15 protein-coding genes are annotated in these 15,205 nt (G+C 64.7%); 7 read left to right on the top strand and 8 right to left on the bottom strand.

Going from position 1 to position 15,205, the window contains the following annotated elements:
* Window positions 1-88: 88 nt before the first annotated feature.
* Both AC1DSF_RS04015 and AC1DSF_RS04010 read right to left on the bottom strand, forming a co-directional pair.
* Window positions 89-856, bottom strand: coding sequence for a class II aldolase/adducin family protein (locus tag AC1DSF_RS04015; protein WP_478123588.1), 768 nt, complete (start codon window positions 854-856; stop codon window positions 89-91).
* 62 nt (window positions 857-918) lie between these two features.
* Window positions 919-1,503, bottom strand: a complete 585-nt coding sequence (locus AC1DSF_RS04010) for an HD domain-containing protein (protein ID WP_478123587.1) — start codon at window positions 1,501-1,503, stop codon at window positions 919-921.
* A 136-nt stretch (window positions 1,504-1,639) separates the two neighbouring features.
* Here AC1DSF_RS04010 and AC1DSF_RS04005 point away from each other — a divergent pair, with 136 nt between their 5' ends.
* A complete protein-coding gene (locus AC1DSF_RS04005; protein ID WP_478123586.1) occupies window positions 1,640-2,362 on the top strand; it encodes a Crp/Fnr family transcriptional regulator in 723 nt (240 codons plus the stop codon).
* 21 nt (window positions 2,363-2,383) lie between these two features.
* Here the strand turns inward: AC1DSF_RS04005 and AC1DSF_RS04000 are convergent, their stop codons facing one another.
* Complete coding sequence (locus AC1DSF_RS04000) at window positions 2,384-3,565, bottom strand: ABC transporter substrate-binding protein (RefSeq protein WP_478123585.1); 1,182 nt, start codon at window positions 3,563-3,565, stop codon at window positions 2,384-2,386.
* Window positions 3,566-3,803: 238 nt separating this feature from the next.
* Between AC1DSF_RS04000 and AC1DSF_RS03995 the strand changes: the two genes are divergently transcribed.
* A complete protein-coding gene (locus AC1DSF_RS03995; protein WP_478123584.1) occupies window positions 3,804-4,229 on the top strand; it encodes a hypothetical protein in 426 nt (141 codons plus the stop codon).
* A gap of 10 nt (window positions 4,230-4,239) precedes the next feature.
* Here AC1DSF_RS03995 and trmB read toward each other — a convergent pair whose 3' ends face one another.
* From trmB to AC1DSF_RS03975, 4 genes are all read right to left on the bottom strand, one after another.
* Window positions 4,240-4,986: a tRNA (guanosine(46)-N7)-methyltransferase TrmB gene (gene trmB / locus AC1DSF_RS03990; RefSeq protein WP_478123583.1), complete on the bottom strand. Its 747-nt coding sequence runs from the start codon at window positions 4,984-4,986 to the stop codon at window positions 4,240-4,242.
* Window positions 4,983-5,897: a tRNA glutamyl-Q(34) synthetase GluQRS gene (gluQRS, locus tag AC1DSF_RS03985; RefSeq protein ID WP_478123582.1), complete on the bottom strand. Its 915-nt coding sequence runs from the start codon at window positions 5,895-5,897 to the stop codon at window positions 4,983-4,985. Before gluQRS ends, trmB begins: the two co-directional genes overlap by 4 nt.
* A 16-nt stretch (window positions 5,898-5,913) precedes the next feature.
* On the bottom strand, window positions 5,914-6,981 hold the full coding sequence (locus AC1DSF_RS03980; RefSeq protein WP_478123581.1) for an NAD(P)/FAD-dependent oxidoreductase: 1,068 nt from the start codon (window positions 6,979-6,981) through the stop codon (window positions 5,914-5,916).
* Between the two features lie 69 nt (window positions 6,982-7,050).
* Window positions 7,051-8,004: a LysR family transcriptional regulator gene (locus AC1DSF_RS03975; RefSeq protein WP_478123580.1), complete on the bottom strand. Its 954-nt coding sequence runs from the start codon at window positions 8,002-8,004 to the stop codon at window positions 7,051-7,053.
* Window positions 8,005-8,146: 142 nt separating this feature from the next.
* Here AC1DSF_RS03975 and AC1DSF_RS03970 point away from each other — a divergent pair, with 142 nt between their 5' ends.
* The 4 genes from AC1DSF_RS03970 to AC1DSF_RS03955 are packed head-to-tail and all read left to right on the top strand — an operon-like array spanning window position 8,147 to window position 10,857.
* A complete protein-coding gene (locus AC1DSF_RS03970) occupies window positions 8,147-8,848 on the top strand; it encodes a pirin family protein (RefSeq protein ID WP_478123579.1) in 702 nt (233 codons plus the stop codon).
* A 59-nt stretch (window positions 8,849-8,907) separates the two neighbouring features.
* Window positions 8,908-9,348: a DoxX family protein gene (locus AC1DSF_RS03965; protein ID WP_478123578.1), complete on the top strand. Its 441-nt coding sequence runs from the start codon at window positions 8,908-8,910 to the stop codon at window positions 9,346-9,348.
* A gap of 14 nt (window positions 9,349-9,362) precedes the next feature.
* Window positions 9,363-9,914, top strand: coding sequence for a flavodoxin family protein (locus AC1DSF_RS03960; RefSeq protein WP_478123577.1), 552 nt, complete (start codon window positions 9,363-9,365; stop codon window positions 9,912-9,914).
* A gap of 28 nt (window positions 9,915-9,942) precedes the next feature.
* A complete protein-coding gene (locus AC1DSF_RS03955) occupies window positions 9,943-10,857 on the top strand; it encodes a pirin family protein (protein WP_478123576.1) in 915 nt (304 codons plus the stop codon).
* 6 nt (window positions 10,858-10,863) lie between these two features.
* On the opposite strand, the gene AC1DSF_RS03950 is transcribed toward AC1DSF_RS03955, so the two are convergent.
* On the bottom strand, window positions 10,864-11,649 hold the full coding sequence (locus AC1DSF_RS03950; RefSeq protein ID WP_478123575.1) for a sulfurtransferase: 786 nt from the start codon (window positions 11,647-11,649) through the stop codon (window positions 10,864-10,866).
* A gap of 42 nt (window positions 11,650-11,691) precedes the next feature.
* On the opposite strand from AC1DSF_RS03950, the gene dnaE reads away from it, so the two are divergent.
* Window positions 11,692-15,192 carry a DNA polymerase III subunit alpha gene (gene dnaE, locus AC1DSF_RS03945; RefSeq protein ID WP_478123574.1) on the top strand — a complete coding sequence of 1,167 codons (3,501 nt, stop codon included), beginning with the start codon at window positions 11,692-11,694 and terminating at the stop codon, window positions 15,190-15,192.
* The last annotated feature ends 13 nt before the right edge of the window (window positions 15,193-15,205 follow it).

The raw sequence follows: 15,205 nt of genomic DNA, 5'->3' as shown, positions 1-15,205 counted from the left end.
CCACGGAACCGGCTCAGCCGGGCCGTCAGCGGCGCCCCCCTTAGAGGGGGGTAGGCGAAGCGACACGAAGTGCGCGCAGCCTGGGGGGTTAGCTCCTGTATGTGTTGTCAGTCCGATCCAGCTTCCGAATCAGCGAAGGCCAGACGAAGGCACCGCCCATTCCCCCTGTCTGCACCTTCATCGCATGACCGACGCCTTCGACGATGCGCGGATCGACCTGCGTCAACTCACCGCCGCCAGCCTGCGCGGCGATCTGGATCTGGCATGTGTTCTCGAACGTGTACATGCTCAGGAATGCATCGGCGATGGTCTTGCCTACCGTCAGCAGACCGTGGTTGCGCAGCAGGAGGAAGTTGGCGTCGCCCATGTCGGCCTGCAGGCGCGGCTTCTCGTCGTCGCGGAAGGCCACGCCTTCGTAGTTGTGATAGGCCAGTGAGGCCAGCACGAAGGTGGACTGCTGGCTGATCGGCAGCACGCCGTTCTTTTGCGCGCTCACTGCAATGCCGGCGCGTGTGTGGGTATGCAGCACGCACTGGATATCTTCACGCGCCGCATGCACGGCGCTGTGAATCACGAAGCCCGCCGGATTGACGGGGTAGGGCGAGTCGATCACCTTGTTGCAGCTCTGGTCGACCTTGACCAGGCTCGACGCAGTGATCTCGTCGAACATCAGCCCATACGGATTGATGAGGAAGTGGTGTTCCGGGCCCGGCACACGCGCGCTGATGTGCGTGAAGACGAGATCGCTCCAGCCGTACAGCGCAACCAGCCGATAGCAGGCGGCAAGGTCGACGCGCAGCTGCCATTCTTCGGCGCTGACGAGCTTCTGGACTTCGGAGGGGGAGGTGGCGTTCATGGTGAGTCTCCTGGCGGGATCGGGTGACGTTGTGGAAATGGGTGCGGAGCTGCGCGATGTGCTCAGGCAGCGGCGGGCTCGGCCGACTTGTAGATGCTCTGGCGCGGCTGCGCCATCACACGCCGGAGCATCGGCTCGAATTCGCTGATCGGCAAGGTCTCGGCCTTGGCGTCGAACGCCGGGTTGTCATAGAGCTCGCAGAATTCGGCGGTGCGATCGAAATTCGGATGGCTGCGAAAGCTCTCGCGCATGTCGCGATCCAGCCCGATGTGATGGAAAAAGTAGTGGCCCTGGAAGATGCCGTGGTGCTGCACCATCCAGTGGTTTTCATCGCTCACGAAAGGCTTGAGGATGGCCGCGGCGATGTCGGGATGATTCATGGTCCCGAGCGTGTCGCCGATGTCGTGCAACAGCGCGCACACCACGTATTCATCGTCGCGGCCATCGCGCAGGGCGCGCGTGGCGGTTTGCAGAGAGTGCGAATAACGGTCGATCGGAAAGCCGCCGTAGTCCCCTTCGAGAATCTGCAGGTGCTTGATCACGCGACCCGGCAATCCGCCCGCGAACTGCATGAATTCGCCGCCGATCAGTTGCCAGTCTTCCCGCGTGCTGTCTTGCATGCGGGTGAAATTCGCTCTTGCGTTCATCGTGTCGTCTCCAGTGGTGTGCAGCGTGTGTGAGGCACTGTAGACCTCGGCTTGCCGCCAAACTGTCGTAAATTTGACAGTCGAAGCCCCTGGTAAACCCCTTACGCCTGAACTCCTGACGTCCTGAACTCTCCCCATGCCTTCGAAAGCCCGTCCGCGCGCAGCAGTCGGAGATCGCTCCGCCATCGAAGCCAACCCATGGTTCGCATCGATGCCTCGGGCGCAGCGGGACGCGCTGCTCGGCGCGGCCGAACTGATCCACCTCCGGCGCGGCGCGATGGTGATACGCCAGGGCGACCCGGTGCATGTCGCGGGCGCGGGCTTCTATGGGCTGGTGTCCGGCACGATCAAGATTTCGACACTGCGGCAAGACGGCCGCGAAGCCATTCTTGCGGTGCTCGAACCGGGCAACTGGTTCGGCGAAATCAGCTTGATCGACGGCTCCCCGCGCACCCACGATGCGACGGCGCTTTCTGCCATCGATCTGCTCGTGGTGCCTTATGAGACCTTCGCGCGGCTGATGCAGGGCGCCGTCTTTGCAGGCGCGATCGCCGCATTGCTCGCAAGCCGCGTGCGGGGGCTTTACGCGCTGATGGAAGACGCCACGTTACGCGGCCTGCGTGCGCGTGTGGCGCGGCGGTTGGTGGCGTTCGCGCACGGCGACGCCACGCAGTCGCCCATCGCGCGGCGGCATTTGACGCTGCCTCAGGAGGCTTTCGCGATGATGCTGGGCGTCACGCGGCAGACGCTGTCGAAAGAACTCAACGCCCTGGCGCGCGACGGCGTGATCGCGCTGGGCTACGGCCGCATCGAACTGCTCTCGCTCGACGAACTGCAAAGGCTCGCCGGCAGCGTCTGAGCGCCTGAGCGTTTCTCGGCATCAACGCAGGATGCGGCCTTCTTTCGTGATGCTCACGAGATCGATGTTGCGCGCCGTGTCGTGCAATGCCGGGCGCAGGTTGATGCGGAAGCCGCCGACGTCGTAGTCGGTCATGCCGGCCATCACGCGCTGCAAGGTCGCGGGCGTGAAGCCCTTGCCGGCGCGGCGAACTGCCTCGCCCGCGGCCTTCGCGGCAATGAACCCTTCAAGCCCTTCGTAGGACGGCGACTGGTCCGAGTTGTCGACCGCGTCCAGGTACTCCTTGACAATCGGGATGGCCGAGGGGCGCGGCGACGGCACGACCTGGGAAATCACGATGCCGCTCACGTCCTTGCCGAGCGCCGTGTAGAGCGGGTCGATGCCGACGATCGAGAAGGCCATGAAGGTGCCGAAGTAGGAGCTCTTTCGCAGCTTGCGAACCACGTTGGCGGTGGTGCCCGAAAGCGATACCAGCACGATGGCTTGCGGCGTCTGCTTCTGCACCGCCTGGAGTCCCGCGTCGAGGTTATCGCCGTTCGGGTGTACCAGCGCGCTCGCGACCAGCGGAGGAAGCTTGAGATCGGCCAAAGCCTGCTGCACGGCGGCCAATCCGGCACGGCCCATCGCGTCGTCATCGCCGATCAGCGCAATGCGCGACTGTCCGACCGCGCCGCATTGACGCACGATCTTCACGGCCTCGTCGGCCATGCTGGGTCGGACATGAAAGACGTTGGGGAAGCTCGATCCGCGCAGGTTGTCGGCGGCGGCAAAGGGCGCGAAAAGCACCGCGCCTTGCTGGGTCGCGACGGCGGCTGCGGCGTCGCTGCTGGCCGTCCCGACGAAGCCGAAGAGCATGTCGGCCTTTTCGGTGGAGAGCAGCGTTTTGGCATTCGCGGCGGCGCGCGTGGCGTCGTAGCCGTCGTCCAGCTGGAGCAACTTGATCTGCAATCCGCTTGCCGCGTTGTTGTCGTTGAACTGATTCGCGTAGAGCTTGGACCCCGCAGCGAATGCCAGTCCGATCTCGTTGGCGGCGCCCGTCAGCGGAACCGATTGCCCAAGGATCACGGTGCGTGGCGCCGTGGCAGGAGCGGGAGGGCGCTGGCCCGCCTGCTGCGCGTGGCTTGCGCCCGCGGCCCAGACGCCGGAACCGAGCCAAAGCGTGGCGCCGGCCTTGCCTATCCAACTCCTGCGCGTGAGTGCCATGTGAAACCCTTTGTTGTAAGTCCTCGAAAAATGTAGCAATGTGTCTGTCGCATCCAAAGGGATTACTTCACGGGATTTGCCTCCGTTCAGACACCGGGCGCACCTGCGCGTCCAAATGTCCATAAGAACCGTCGGATGCTGTTAACTTTTGTATCGCTCCTGTGGCTTTTTGCACAGGGGTAAACAAGGCCCCGCTGTCAAGATTCGCAGTGGACCGGAATGCATCCGGCAAGACGAAATGAAGCCAAAGCTCACTGAGAATTCAGCAAACCCAACGGATGTCGCCCTGCTCGAAAGCGCGCTTCTTGCCATCGAGAAAGTCCTTGCGCATGCCGACAGCAACTCGCAAGAAGCCCCGTACGAAGCTGACGGCTCGCAAGCCGCGGCCAACGTCTGCCTGAGCGCCGCCGCAGCGCTCGTCGATGTGAGCCGCACGCTGATCAACGCGCGCCGCCAAAGCGTGTCGCAAGACAGCGAGCGCGAGTGGGAAGCGATGATCACCTACACCAAGATCGCCAGCCGATCGGCGCACCGCGCCGCGTTGATGATGGCGGCGCAGCAAAGCGCCCAGGCGGCGCACTATGCGGAATCTGCTGAACCTGGGGAACCTGCCGAGCCGGCAGACACCGGGGAGCATTCGGTGTTCGCCGCATTGAGCGGCTGAAAGACTTCGCTCAGACGCGCTCGAACACCACGTCCCAAACGCCATGGCCCAGCTTGAGGCCGCGGTTCTCGAATTTGGTCAGCGGGCGATAAACCGGCTTCGGCGCATAGGCTTGAGCCGTATTGCGCAGGAGCGGCTCTTGGGAGAGCACTTCGAGCATCTGCTCGGCATAGGGTTGCCAATCGGTGGCGCAATGCAGATAGCCGCCGGGCGCCAGCCGATCCGCCAGCTTGCGGACAAACGGCGGTTGAATCAGCCGTCGCTTGTTGTGCCGCGTCTTGTGCCATGGGTCCGGAAAGAACACATGCACACCGGCAAGCGTCGCTGGAGGCAGCATGTGGTCGATCACGTCGACAGCATCGTGCGCGCAGATGCGAATGTTTTGCAGGCCGTGCTCGCCGATGCGCTTGAGCAGCGCGCCGATCCCGGGCTCGTGCACTTCGCAGCACAGGAAGTTCTTCTCGGGCATCAGGCCGGCGATGTGCGCGGTGGCCTCGCCCATGCCGAAGCCGATCTCGAGGATGGTCGGTGCCTTGCGGCCGAAAGCGGCTTCGAAATCCAGCGGCTCTGCCTTGTACGGCAGCAGGAACTGCGGGCCGAACTGCTCGTACGCGCGCGCCTGGCCTTCCGTCGTGCGGCCGCCCCGCTTGACGAAGCTTTTGAGGCGGCGGTGCAGCGGGTGCGCTTCGCCAGTGGGTTTGTCGCCAGCGTTGTCGTCGGGCGAGTCGGGGGGGAGGTCGATGGAGGGGCTGATCACGGCCGCGCATTGTAGAGATCGCGCCACTGCGGGATCCAGAGCGCGAGCGCGACGGCCGGGGACGAGGCTGCCGTCGCGCGCAGGCCGAGCACGCGTGCTGCCGCATCCAGAGCTGCCAACGCATCTGCGGGCGTGTCGGTCCGCAGCGGCGCCGCACCGTTCTGCTTGGAGAGCTTGTCGCCGTCGGCACCGCGCACCAGCGGCGTGTGCAGATAGGTGGGCGTCGGCACGCCGAGTGCCCGCTGCAGCAGGATCTGGCGCGCCGTGTTGTCCGCAAGATCTTCGCCGCGCACGACGTCCGTCACGCCTTGGTCGGCATCGTCGACGACGACCGCGAGCTGATAGGCCCAGGGTCCGTCCGCTCGCTTGAGGACGAAGTCGCCTACTTCGCGCGTCACGTCCTGCTGCTGTGTGCCGAGGCGACGATCGCGCCAGCGCATGGGTTCGTGCGCGGGCGATCCCTCGAACTTGGCGGTCGCGAAGCGCCATGCGCGCGCCGGCTTTCCATGCAGGCTGCCGCGGCACGTGCCAGGGTAGACGCGCTCTGCATGGCGCGCATGCACGACGCCACGCCGCGCCAGCGCATCGTCGATGTCCTTTCGGGAGCAGCCGCACGGGTACACCAGGCCCGCTGCCTGCAACTGCTCGAACGCCCGTTGGTAAAGCGCCGTTCGCCGTGTCTGCCACACCGGAGGCTCGTCCGGCAGCAGGGCGCAGGCAGCCAGTTGCGACAGGATGACTTCGCCCACGCCCGGGAGACACCGCTCGGTGTCGGCGTCCTCGATGCGCACCAGCCAGCGCGCCTGCGGCCCGCGCGCTCGCACGTCGAGCCAGCTCGCGAGCGCGGCCACCAGTGAGCCGGCGTGCAAGGGTCCGGTGGGAGATGGGGCGAACCGGCCGATCCGGGTCATGACCTCGGCACGAGGATCAGGCCAGCTTCAGCGCCAGGGTGAGCCCCGACAGGAATGCATCTTCGACGCGATGGCCCGTGCACCAGTCGCCGGCCACGCCGATGCCGGCCTTGGCATCCCACAGGTGCGGCTTGCCCACTGGGACCTGGGTCTGTGCCTCGGGCCAGCAACGGGCTTGCGCATGCGAAGGCTCGGCGCGGATGCCGGTGATTTCGGCAAAGGCGCGAAGCAGCTTGGCTTCGACGCGCGAGGGTTCGTCTCGCAAATGCTCTTGCGACCACGCCGCGCTCGCCTGGACGGTCCAGCGCTCGATGCGGTCGCGGCCGGGCTTGGACGATTCGCGTGCCAGCCAGGCCACGCGATGGTGGTTGCTGCGCGCAGCATTCCACTGGGGGCCGAGGTGCGACAGCGTGGGCTGGTTGGCCTGCGGGAAAGCGATCATCAGCGTCCAGCACGGCGCGATGCGAACCGGGTCGATCTTCTGGCTCAGCTCGGAGGAGAGCCGGCCGTCGCTCAGCAACTCGCGAGCGCGGGCCGGCGGCACCGCCAGCAGCACCGCATCGAATCCGGAGTAAACGTGCTGCGAATCGTCGCTGCCCGAGGTCCGGAGCTGCCAGCGCTTCGCGTCCAGCGCGTCACGTTCGATGCGCGTGACCTGCGTCTGCGAGATGAGCGAGTCTCCCAGCGGCGCGGCCCAAGCGCTGGCGAGGGCGTCCATGCCGGGCTGCGCGACCCAGTGCTTTTCCATGCCGGGGAGGGCGGCTTCGGCGACGCGGCCGTGCGGATCGAGTACGCGCACGAGGTTGGCGCTCCAGGGCTTGCAGATCTTGGGCGCCGTCTCGAGCGCGCGCGCAAAACGCGGATCGCGCACGGTGAAGTACTGCGCGCCGCTGTCGAAGCGGCCGAAGGGCGTCGACACGCTCGCCATGCGGCCCCCGGCTCCTGCTTCTCGTTCGAAGAGGGTGACGCGGTGGCCCGCCTGCAGCAGCGTGCGGGCGCACGCCACGCCGGCAATGCCCGCGCCGACGATGGCGAAGTGGCGCGGTGTGGGTCGGTGGCGGTCGGCAATGGGTCGGATGGTCATGACAGTCTCATTGATGTGTGGCAGGCAAGGCACTCTAACCGGGTTGGCGGCCTCATCAGCGGGCGCCTTTCATTTGCTGCGATGGCGCTCGAGGAGCGCGACCCGGCTGCCTTCGTGTTCGAACTGTTCGAGCCACCATTGCAGCGCGCGCCCGGGCTTGCCGGCCGTGCGGACGCGCCAGGCGCAATGCATGGTGGCAAGCGGCGGGACGCGCTCGGTCTTTCGTTCGACCAGATGCCCGGCTTCGATGTAAGGCCGGGCCATCGGCTCGGGCAGAAAGCCTCCGCCCAACCCATGCAACTGGGCTGCCAGTTTGGCTTGCATGGTCGGCACGGTCAGTACGTCCTGCCCTCCGACCAGGTTGACGGTCATGCTCGGCCCGGCGCGCGACGAATCCGCAGCGGCCACGGCGCGGTGCTGGCGCAGCACCTCATCGCTCAAGGGCACTTCGATGCGCGCCAGCGGATGATGCGGAGCCACCGCATAGACGAATGGAAGCTCGCCCAACGGCCGACTGCGAATGCCCGTCGCCGTGAACGCGAGGCTCGCCGCATCGAGCACGGCGCCGACGGCGAGATCGGCTTCTCCGCTCGTCAGCGCTTCGATCGTGCCCAACAGCGTTTCGTCCCGCAGCTTCAGCCGTGTGGGCGGCTCGAGTGCATAGAAGGCGCCGACGAGGTCGAGCAGTGGATCACGCGCGATGACGCTGTCGACCGCAATCGTGAGCATCGGCTCCCAGCCTGTCGCGACCCGCTTGACGCGATTGGCGACGGCATCGATCTCGCCAAGCAGACGGGTGCCTTCGCGCAGCAACTCGACGCCGGCTTCAGTCACGCGGGCCTGGCGGGCGCTGCGGTCGAAAAGCAGCACATCGAGCGCGTCTTCGATCAGGCGCACCCGGTAGCTCAACGCGCTCGGAACCAGGTTGAGGGACCGCGCCGCTGCGGCGAAGCTCCCGGTGCTCGCCACCGTCTGCAGCATGGACAGCGCGTCGGGTGTCAGGACGTCACGGGCGGTAGGCATGATGGCCGATCGATCAAAAAAATTGAATGATGCCATCAAACGCCATTGCTTTTGGCCGCCATCGCGAGCCCTAAAGTTCTTCACATCCGCTGCGCACAGGGCGCGGCATGAAGAAGGCCCTTCAAGGGCAGGAGTCAAGCAAATGTTGCAAGTCCGTAAATCCCAGGAACGCGGTTATGCCGACCATGGCTGGCTGCGCTCCTTTCACAGTTTTTCGTTCGCCGGCTATTACGATCCCGAGCACATGGGCTTCGGCAACCTGCGTGTGATCAACGAAGACCGCGTGGCGGCCGGCGCCGGGTTCGGCACCCATGGTCACAAGGACATGGAAATCATCAGCTACGTGCTTTCAGGCGAGCTCGCACACAAGGACAGCATGGGGAACGTCGAGTCCATCCCGCCGGGCGATGTCCAGCGCATGAGCGCCGGACGCGGTGTGATGCACAGCGAGTTCAATCACAAGGCCGACGAGACGACGCACTTCCTGCAGATCTGGATCGAGCCGAACGTGCGCGGCATTGAACCGGCCTATGAGCAGAAGACATTCACGGAAGCGGAAAAGCGCGGCAAGCTGCGCCTGGTCGCTTCGCCGGATGGCGCGGAAGGTTCGGTGCTCGTGCATGCCGATGCGCGGCTGTTCGCAGGCCTGCTCGATGGCGAAGAAAAAGCAGGCCTGGCGCTCGACCCGAAGCGCAAGAGCTACGTGCACCTGGTGCGCGGCGAACTCGAAGCCAACGGCACGAAACTGACCACCGGCGATGCCGCTCTCATCCAGGGCGAATCGCAACTCACGCTCAGCGCTGGCAAGGACGCCGAAGTGCTGGTGTTCGATCTCGCAGCCTGAGCCGGCGAGTTTTCAGTCTCTCGATTTATCTTTCAGTTTTTCAACAGAGGAGTCTTCCGATGAATACCACCACCGCATCCACCTACGCCGCTCCGGCCTCCACGGCCGCCGCGCAAGACACGCTGGCGCTGATCGGCCGCGTGCTGATGGCGCTGCTTTTCATTCCGGCCGGCTTCGGCAAGCTCACTGGCTTTGCAGGCGCCGCCGGCTACATCGCTTCGGCCGGATTGCCGTTGCCGCAACTGGGCGCGGCAATTGCGATCGTGGTTGAACTTGGCTTGGGCATCATGCTGCTGGTCGGCTTCAAGTCTCGGCTTGCGGCGATCGTGATTGCTGTGTTCACCGTCGCGGCCGCGATCTTCTTTCACAACTACTGGGCCATGCCTGCCGAGAAGGCTTACGTGAACCAGCTGATGTTCTTCAAGAACCTCTCGATTGCCGGTGGCCTGCTGCTCATCGCCGCCTTCGGCCCGGGCCGTTTCAGCATCGACAAGCGCTGATCGGAGCTGCCCAGATGCCCGATATCGTCGTTGTCTTCCATTCGGGCTACGGCCACACGCAGCGCGTCGCGCAAGCGGTGGCCGACGGCGCTGGCGCGCACCTGCTCGCCATCGATGCCGACGGCAATCTCCCGGCCCAGGGCTGGGAAATGCTGGCCGCGGCGGACGCGATCATCATGGGATCGCCGACCTACATGGGCGGCGTCAGCTGGCAGTTCAAGAAGTTCGCGGATGCGTCGTCCAAGGTCTGGTACGTCCAGGGCTGGAAGGACAAGCTCTTCGCGGGCTTTACCAACAGCGGCACCATGAACGGCGACAAGGACGCCACGCTGACCTACCTGTGGCACCTTGCCATGCAACATGGCGGCTTGTGGGTCAGCCTCGGCATCATGCCCAGCAGCGACAAAGCCGCCAAGCGCGATTCGATCAACTATGTCGGCGGTTACAACGGCTTGCTGACGACTTCGCCCACCGACGCAAGCCCGGCTGAAATGGCGCGCGGCGATCTCGAAACCGCGATCAAGTTTGGCGAACGCGTGGCGGAAGTGGCAACATCACGCCGCTGAACAACCGCCCGAACCTGGAGAACTTTCGATGACCGCCACGCTGCTGCTGCAACCCCATGACAAGGATTTGGGCGGGGGCTTCAAGGTCCGGCGCCTGTTGCCGGCGGCAAAGCAACGGTCGGTCGGGCCTTTTGTGTTCTTCGATCATTTCGGTCCCGCGACCGAAGTGCCGGGTTCCGAGCACGATGTGCGGCCGCATCCGCATATCGGGCTGTCGACCGTCACCTATCTCTTCGAGGGCGCGATGATGCATCGCGACAGCCTCGGCAGCGTCCAGGAGATTCGCCCCGGCGCGATCAACTGGATGACGGCGGGGCGGGGCATCGTCCACTCCGAACGCAAGCCCGAGCGACTGCTCGGATCGACCTACGAAAACCACGGCCTGCAACTGTGGGCCGCGTTGCCGCAGGCCCACGAAGAAGTCGAGCCAAGCTTTGCGCACACGGCGGCGGAAGACATTCCTTCGCTCCATGTGCAAGGGGTGAAGGTCCGTGTGCTGGTGGGTGAGGCGTTCGGCGCACGTTCGCCCGTTGCGACTTTGTCGAAGACCATCTATCTCGATCTGGCATTGCCTGCTGGGGCGCGCTTCGAGTTGCCCGCTCTCGCGCCTGAACTTGCGATCTACCCGGTCGACGGCGACGTCTCCATCGATGGCGAACCGGTGGAGCAACACACCATGGCCAAGTTGGCTGAAGGCGAAGGCGCCGTGCTGACGACGCAGGGTGCCGTCCGCGTGATGGTTATCGGCGGCGAGCCACTCGACGGGCCGCGCTTCATCACCTGGAACTTCGTGTCGAGCCGGCGCGAGCGCATTCTCGAAGCGGGCGCGGACTGGGCGGCTCAACGCATGGGCCACGTACCGGGCGAGACTGAATTCATTCCGCTGCCCGGCCATCCGTTCCAGGTGCAGGCGCCGCCGGATACCGGCACGACGCCGGTCTGATAGGCCTCAGCGCTTGTTTGCGATGTCCGGGTCTTCAGCGGCTCGGGCGCTCGCGCCGCTTGCGCGCGCCTTCAGATCCGGCGACAACGATTCACGGCCATCGAAGACGAAGCACTCGCCCTGGTAGTGCGCGCCGCCCACCTGCTCGAAATACTTGAGGATGCCGCCTTCCAGCTGCAGCACATCGGCGACGCCGACTTCCCGCATCAGGATCGCCGCCTTCTCGCAGCGAATGCCGCCGGTGCAGAAGCTGACCACGGTCTTGCCCGCGAGCTCTTCGCGGTGCTTCTGCAAGGCCTTCGGAAATTCGGTGAACTTGTGAATGCGCCAGTCGATGGCGCCTTCGAAGCTGCCGTAGTCGACCTCGAAGGCATTGCGCGTATCGAGCAGCGCGACCGGCTTGCCCGCATCGTCGTGCCCCTGGTCGAGCCATCGCTTGAGCGTCGGCGCGTCCACCCCCGGCGCGCGACCGGCGGCGGGCTGGATGGCAGGGTGGTCCATGCGGATGATTTCGCGCTTGAGCTTGACCAGCATTCGGCGAAAAGGCTGGCTGGCGGACCAGCTTTCCTTGGCCTCCAGATCGGCAAAGCGCGAATCGGCTCGCATCGACGCCAAAAATTCGTGCACCGAATCCGGCGCCCCCGCGAGAAAAAGGTTGATCCCTTCGGGCGCGATCAGGATCGTGCCCTTGAGCCCGAGCGCGTGGGTGCTCGTCCGAAGTTTTTCACGCAGTTCTGCGGCGTCGTCAATCGGTACGAACTTGTAGGCCGCGATATTCAAAATCTCTTGCACGGGGCGGGATTGTAGGGAGGTAGCGCTTTCTACAATGCACGGATGTTCGTTCACCTGCGCCTGCACACCGAGTTTTCCGTCGTCGACGGCACCAACCGCATCGACGAAGTCGTCAAGGCCGCCGCCAAGGATGGTCAGCCTGCACTGGCGATCACCGACCTCAATAATCTGTTCGGCGGGGTCAAGTTCTACAAGGAAGCGCGCGGCAAGGGCGTCAAGCCCGTGCTGGGCGCCGAGGTTTTCGTCGAAGGTTTCGGCGCCGATCCTGGCGCGCTCACACGCATCGTCCTGCTGGTGCAAAACAAGCAGGGCTACCTCAATCTCTCCGAACTGCTCGCGCGGGCCTGGACGCAGAACGTCGGTCGCGGGCAAGCGCAGGCCGCCTGCAAGCTGGCGTGGCTGGAGGAACTGCAGGGCGGTTTGATCGCGCTTTCAGGCGCGTTGGCCGGGCCGCTCGGTGCGCCGCTGCTGCAGGGCAAGGCCGAACGCGCGGCGGAGGTCGCGCTTCAATTGGCCGGCTTGTTTCCGCATCGCTTCTACATCGAGATTCAGCGTGCCGGCCGGCCCGAGGACGAGCCGCACGTGGTGGCCGCAGTGCAACTCGCCGCGCGGCTCAAGCTGCCGGTGGTCGCCACGCATCCCGTGCAATTCGCGACGGCCGAAGACTACGAGGCGCATGAGGCGCGCGTCTGCATTTCCGAAGGCGAGATCCTGGGAAATCCGCGCCGGGTGCGCAAGTTCACGCGCGAGCAGTATTTCAAGTCGTCGGCGGAGATGGAGAAGCTCTTCGCCGACGTGCCGAGCGCCATTGCCAATACGGTCGAGATTGCCAAGCGCTGCAATCTGACGCTCGTGCTCGGTAAGCCGCAACTGCCGAATTTCCCGACGCCGAACGGCATGCCCATCGAGGAATACTTTCGGGTCGCTTCGTTCGAAGGCCTGGAAGAGCGGCTCGCGCATTTGTACCCCGACGCCGGCAAGCGCGATGCCGAGCGGCCGCGCTATGTGGAGCGCCTCGAATTCGAGATCAACACCATCCTGAAGATGGGGTTCCCCGGCTACTTCCTGATCGTGGGCGACTTCATCAACTGGGCCAAGAACAACGGCTGCCCGGTCGGGCCAGGCCGCGGTTCGGGTGCCGGCTCGCTCGTCGCCTACGCGCTGAAGATCACCGACCTCGACCCGCTCGAATACAAGCTGCTGTTCGAACGTTTCCTGAATCCCGAGCGCGTCTCGATGCCTGACTTCGACATCGACTTCTGCCAAGGCAATCGCGACCGGGTCATCGACTACGTCAAGGACAAATACGGCCGCGATGCCGTGAGCCAGATCGCCACGTTCGGAACCATGGCCGCCCGCGCCGCCATCCGCGACGTGGGCCGCGTGCTCGACATGAGCTACATGTTCTGCGATGGCATCAGCAAGCTCATCCCGAACAAGCCGGGCATGTCGGTCACGCTGCAATACCCGCCGAGCCCGAAGGTGGAGGGCGACAAGAACAACTACGCCATCGAGATGGAGCCGCAACTCGCCGCACGCATCGAGAAGGAAGAAGAAGTCCGCACGCTGGTCGAGCTGGCGCAGAAGCTCGAAGGCATGACCCGCAACATCGGTATGCACGCAGGCGGCGTGCTGATCGCGCCGGGCAAGCTCACCGACTTTTGCCCGCTGTACCAGCAGCCCGGCAGCGATTCGGCCGTGAGCCAGTACGACAAGGACGATGTCGAGGCTGTCGGCTTGGTGAAGTTCGACTTCCTGGGGTTGGCGACGCTCACGATCCTGGAGATTGCGAAGGAATTCATCATCAGGCGCCACAAGGGCCAGGAAAACTTCGCCTACGAGAACATCCGGCTGGACGACGCGCACACCTACAAGCTGTTTGCGGACGGTTTGACCGAGGCCGTGTTCCAGTTCGAATCGCGCGGCATGCAGGGCATGCTGAAGGACGCGCGGCCGACGCGTCTTGAAGACCTGATCGCGTTGAACGCGCTGTACCGTCCGGGCCCGATGGACCTGATTCCGAGCTTCGTCGCGCGCAAGCACGGGCGCGAGCCGGTCGAATATCCGCATCCGCTGGTGGCGGACATGCTCTCCGAGACCTACGGGATCATGGTCTACCAGGAACAGGTGATGCAGACCGCGCAGATCCTCGGCGGCTACTCGCTTGGCGGCGCCGACTTGCTTCGCCGCGCGATGGGCAAGAAGAAGGCCGAGGAAATGGCCGAGCACCGCGAGATCTTCCGCAAGGGTGCCGCCAAGAATGGCATCGACCAGAAGAAGGCCGACGAAATCTTCGACTTGATGGAGAAGTTCGCGGGGTATGGCTTCAACAAGTCGCACGCGGCCGCCTACTCGCTGCTGGCCTATCACACGGGTTGGCTCAAGGTGCACTACACCGCCGAGTTCTTCTGCGCCAACATGACTGTCGAAATGGACAACACCGACAAGCTCAAGGTGTTGTTCGAGGACGCGCAGAAGAATTTCGGCATGACCTTCGAGCCGCCGGACGTGAATCGCGGCAACTACCGCTTCGAGCCGGTCAACGACAAGGTGATCCGCTATGGGCTCGGTGCCGTCAAGGGCACGGGCCAACTGGCCGTCGAGTCGGTCGTCAGGGCGCGTGAAGAAGGCGGGCCGTTCAAGAGCCTCTTCGACTTCTGCGTTCGCGTGGACCGGCAACGCATCAACAAGCGCACGGTCGAGGCGCTGATCAAGGCCGGCGCCTTCGATTCATTGCAGCAGAACCGCGCTTCGCTGATTGCTTCGCTCGACCGCGCCTTCGAGTTTTCCGCTGCGACCGAGGCCAATTCGGCGCAGGTGGACATCTTCGGAGACAGCGAGCACGGCTCGGCAACGCAAGAGCCCGATCTGATCGACGCCACGCCGTGGGGCGTGAAGGAGCGGCTGACCTACGAGAAGACGGCAATCGGCTTCTACTTGTCGGGGCATCTTTTCGATGAGGTCGCGCATGAAGTGCGGCGCTTCTGCAAGCGGCAGATCGACGACCTCATCGACAGCCGCGAGCAGCAGGTGATCGCGGGCATCGTGAGCGACTTCCGCGTGATCAACGGCCAGCGCGGCCGGCTGGCGATCTTCAAGCTGGACGACAAGTCGGGCTCGATCGAAGCAACGGCCGACGAGGCACTCTGCAACAACAACCGCAACGTTCTCAAGGAAGACGAGCTGGTCATCGTGAGCGGGCGCCTTCAGCCCGGCCGCGGTGGCTTCGAGGCGCGCTTCCAGGTCATGCAGGTGTGGGACTTGGCGGCGGCGCGCTGCCGCTTCGGAAAATATCTGCGCGTGGCAGTCAATGGCAAGGCGCCGGACATCGCGCGGCTGGTACGGGAGTTTCCGCCGCGCACCGAGCAGAGCGAGCACGGGGAACTGCAGCAAGGGCTGGGGGTTCGGCTGTCGATGGCGCGCGGCGGCGCGCAGGTCGAACTGCAATTGGGCGAGCGCGCGAAGTTCTTTCCGACCGACGCGGCGCTTGCGAGCTGGATGGCGCAGGCCGAGGCCGGCAAGGCGGCCGTCGTGTACGAATAAGAGACCAGTGCGG

Source organism: Variovorax sp. 01N429, assembly GCF_056399425.1.
This window is presented reverse-complemented; position numbering and strand designations above follow the sequence as displayed.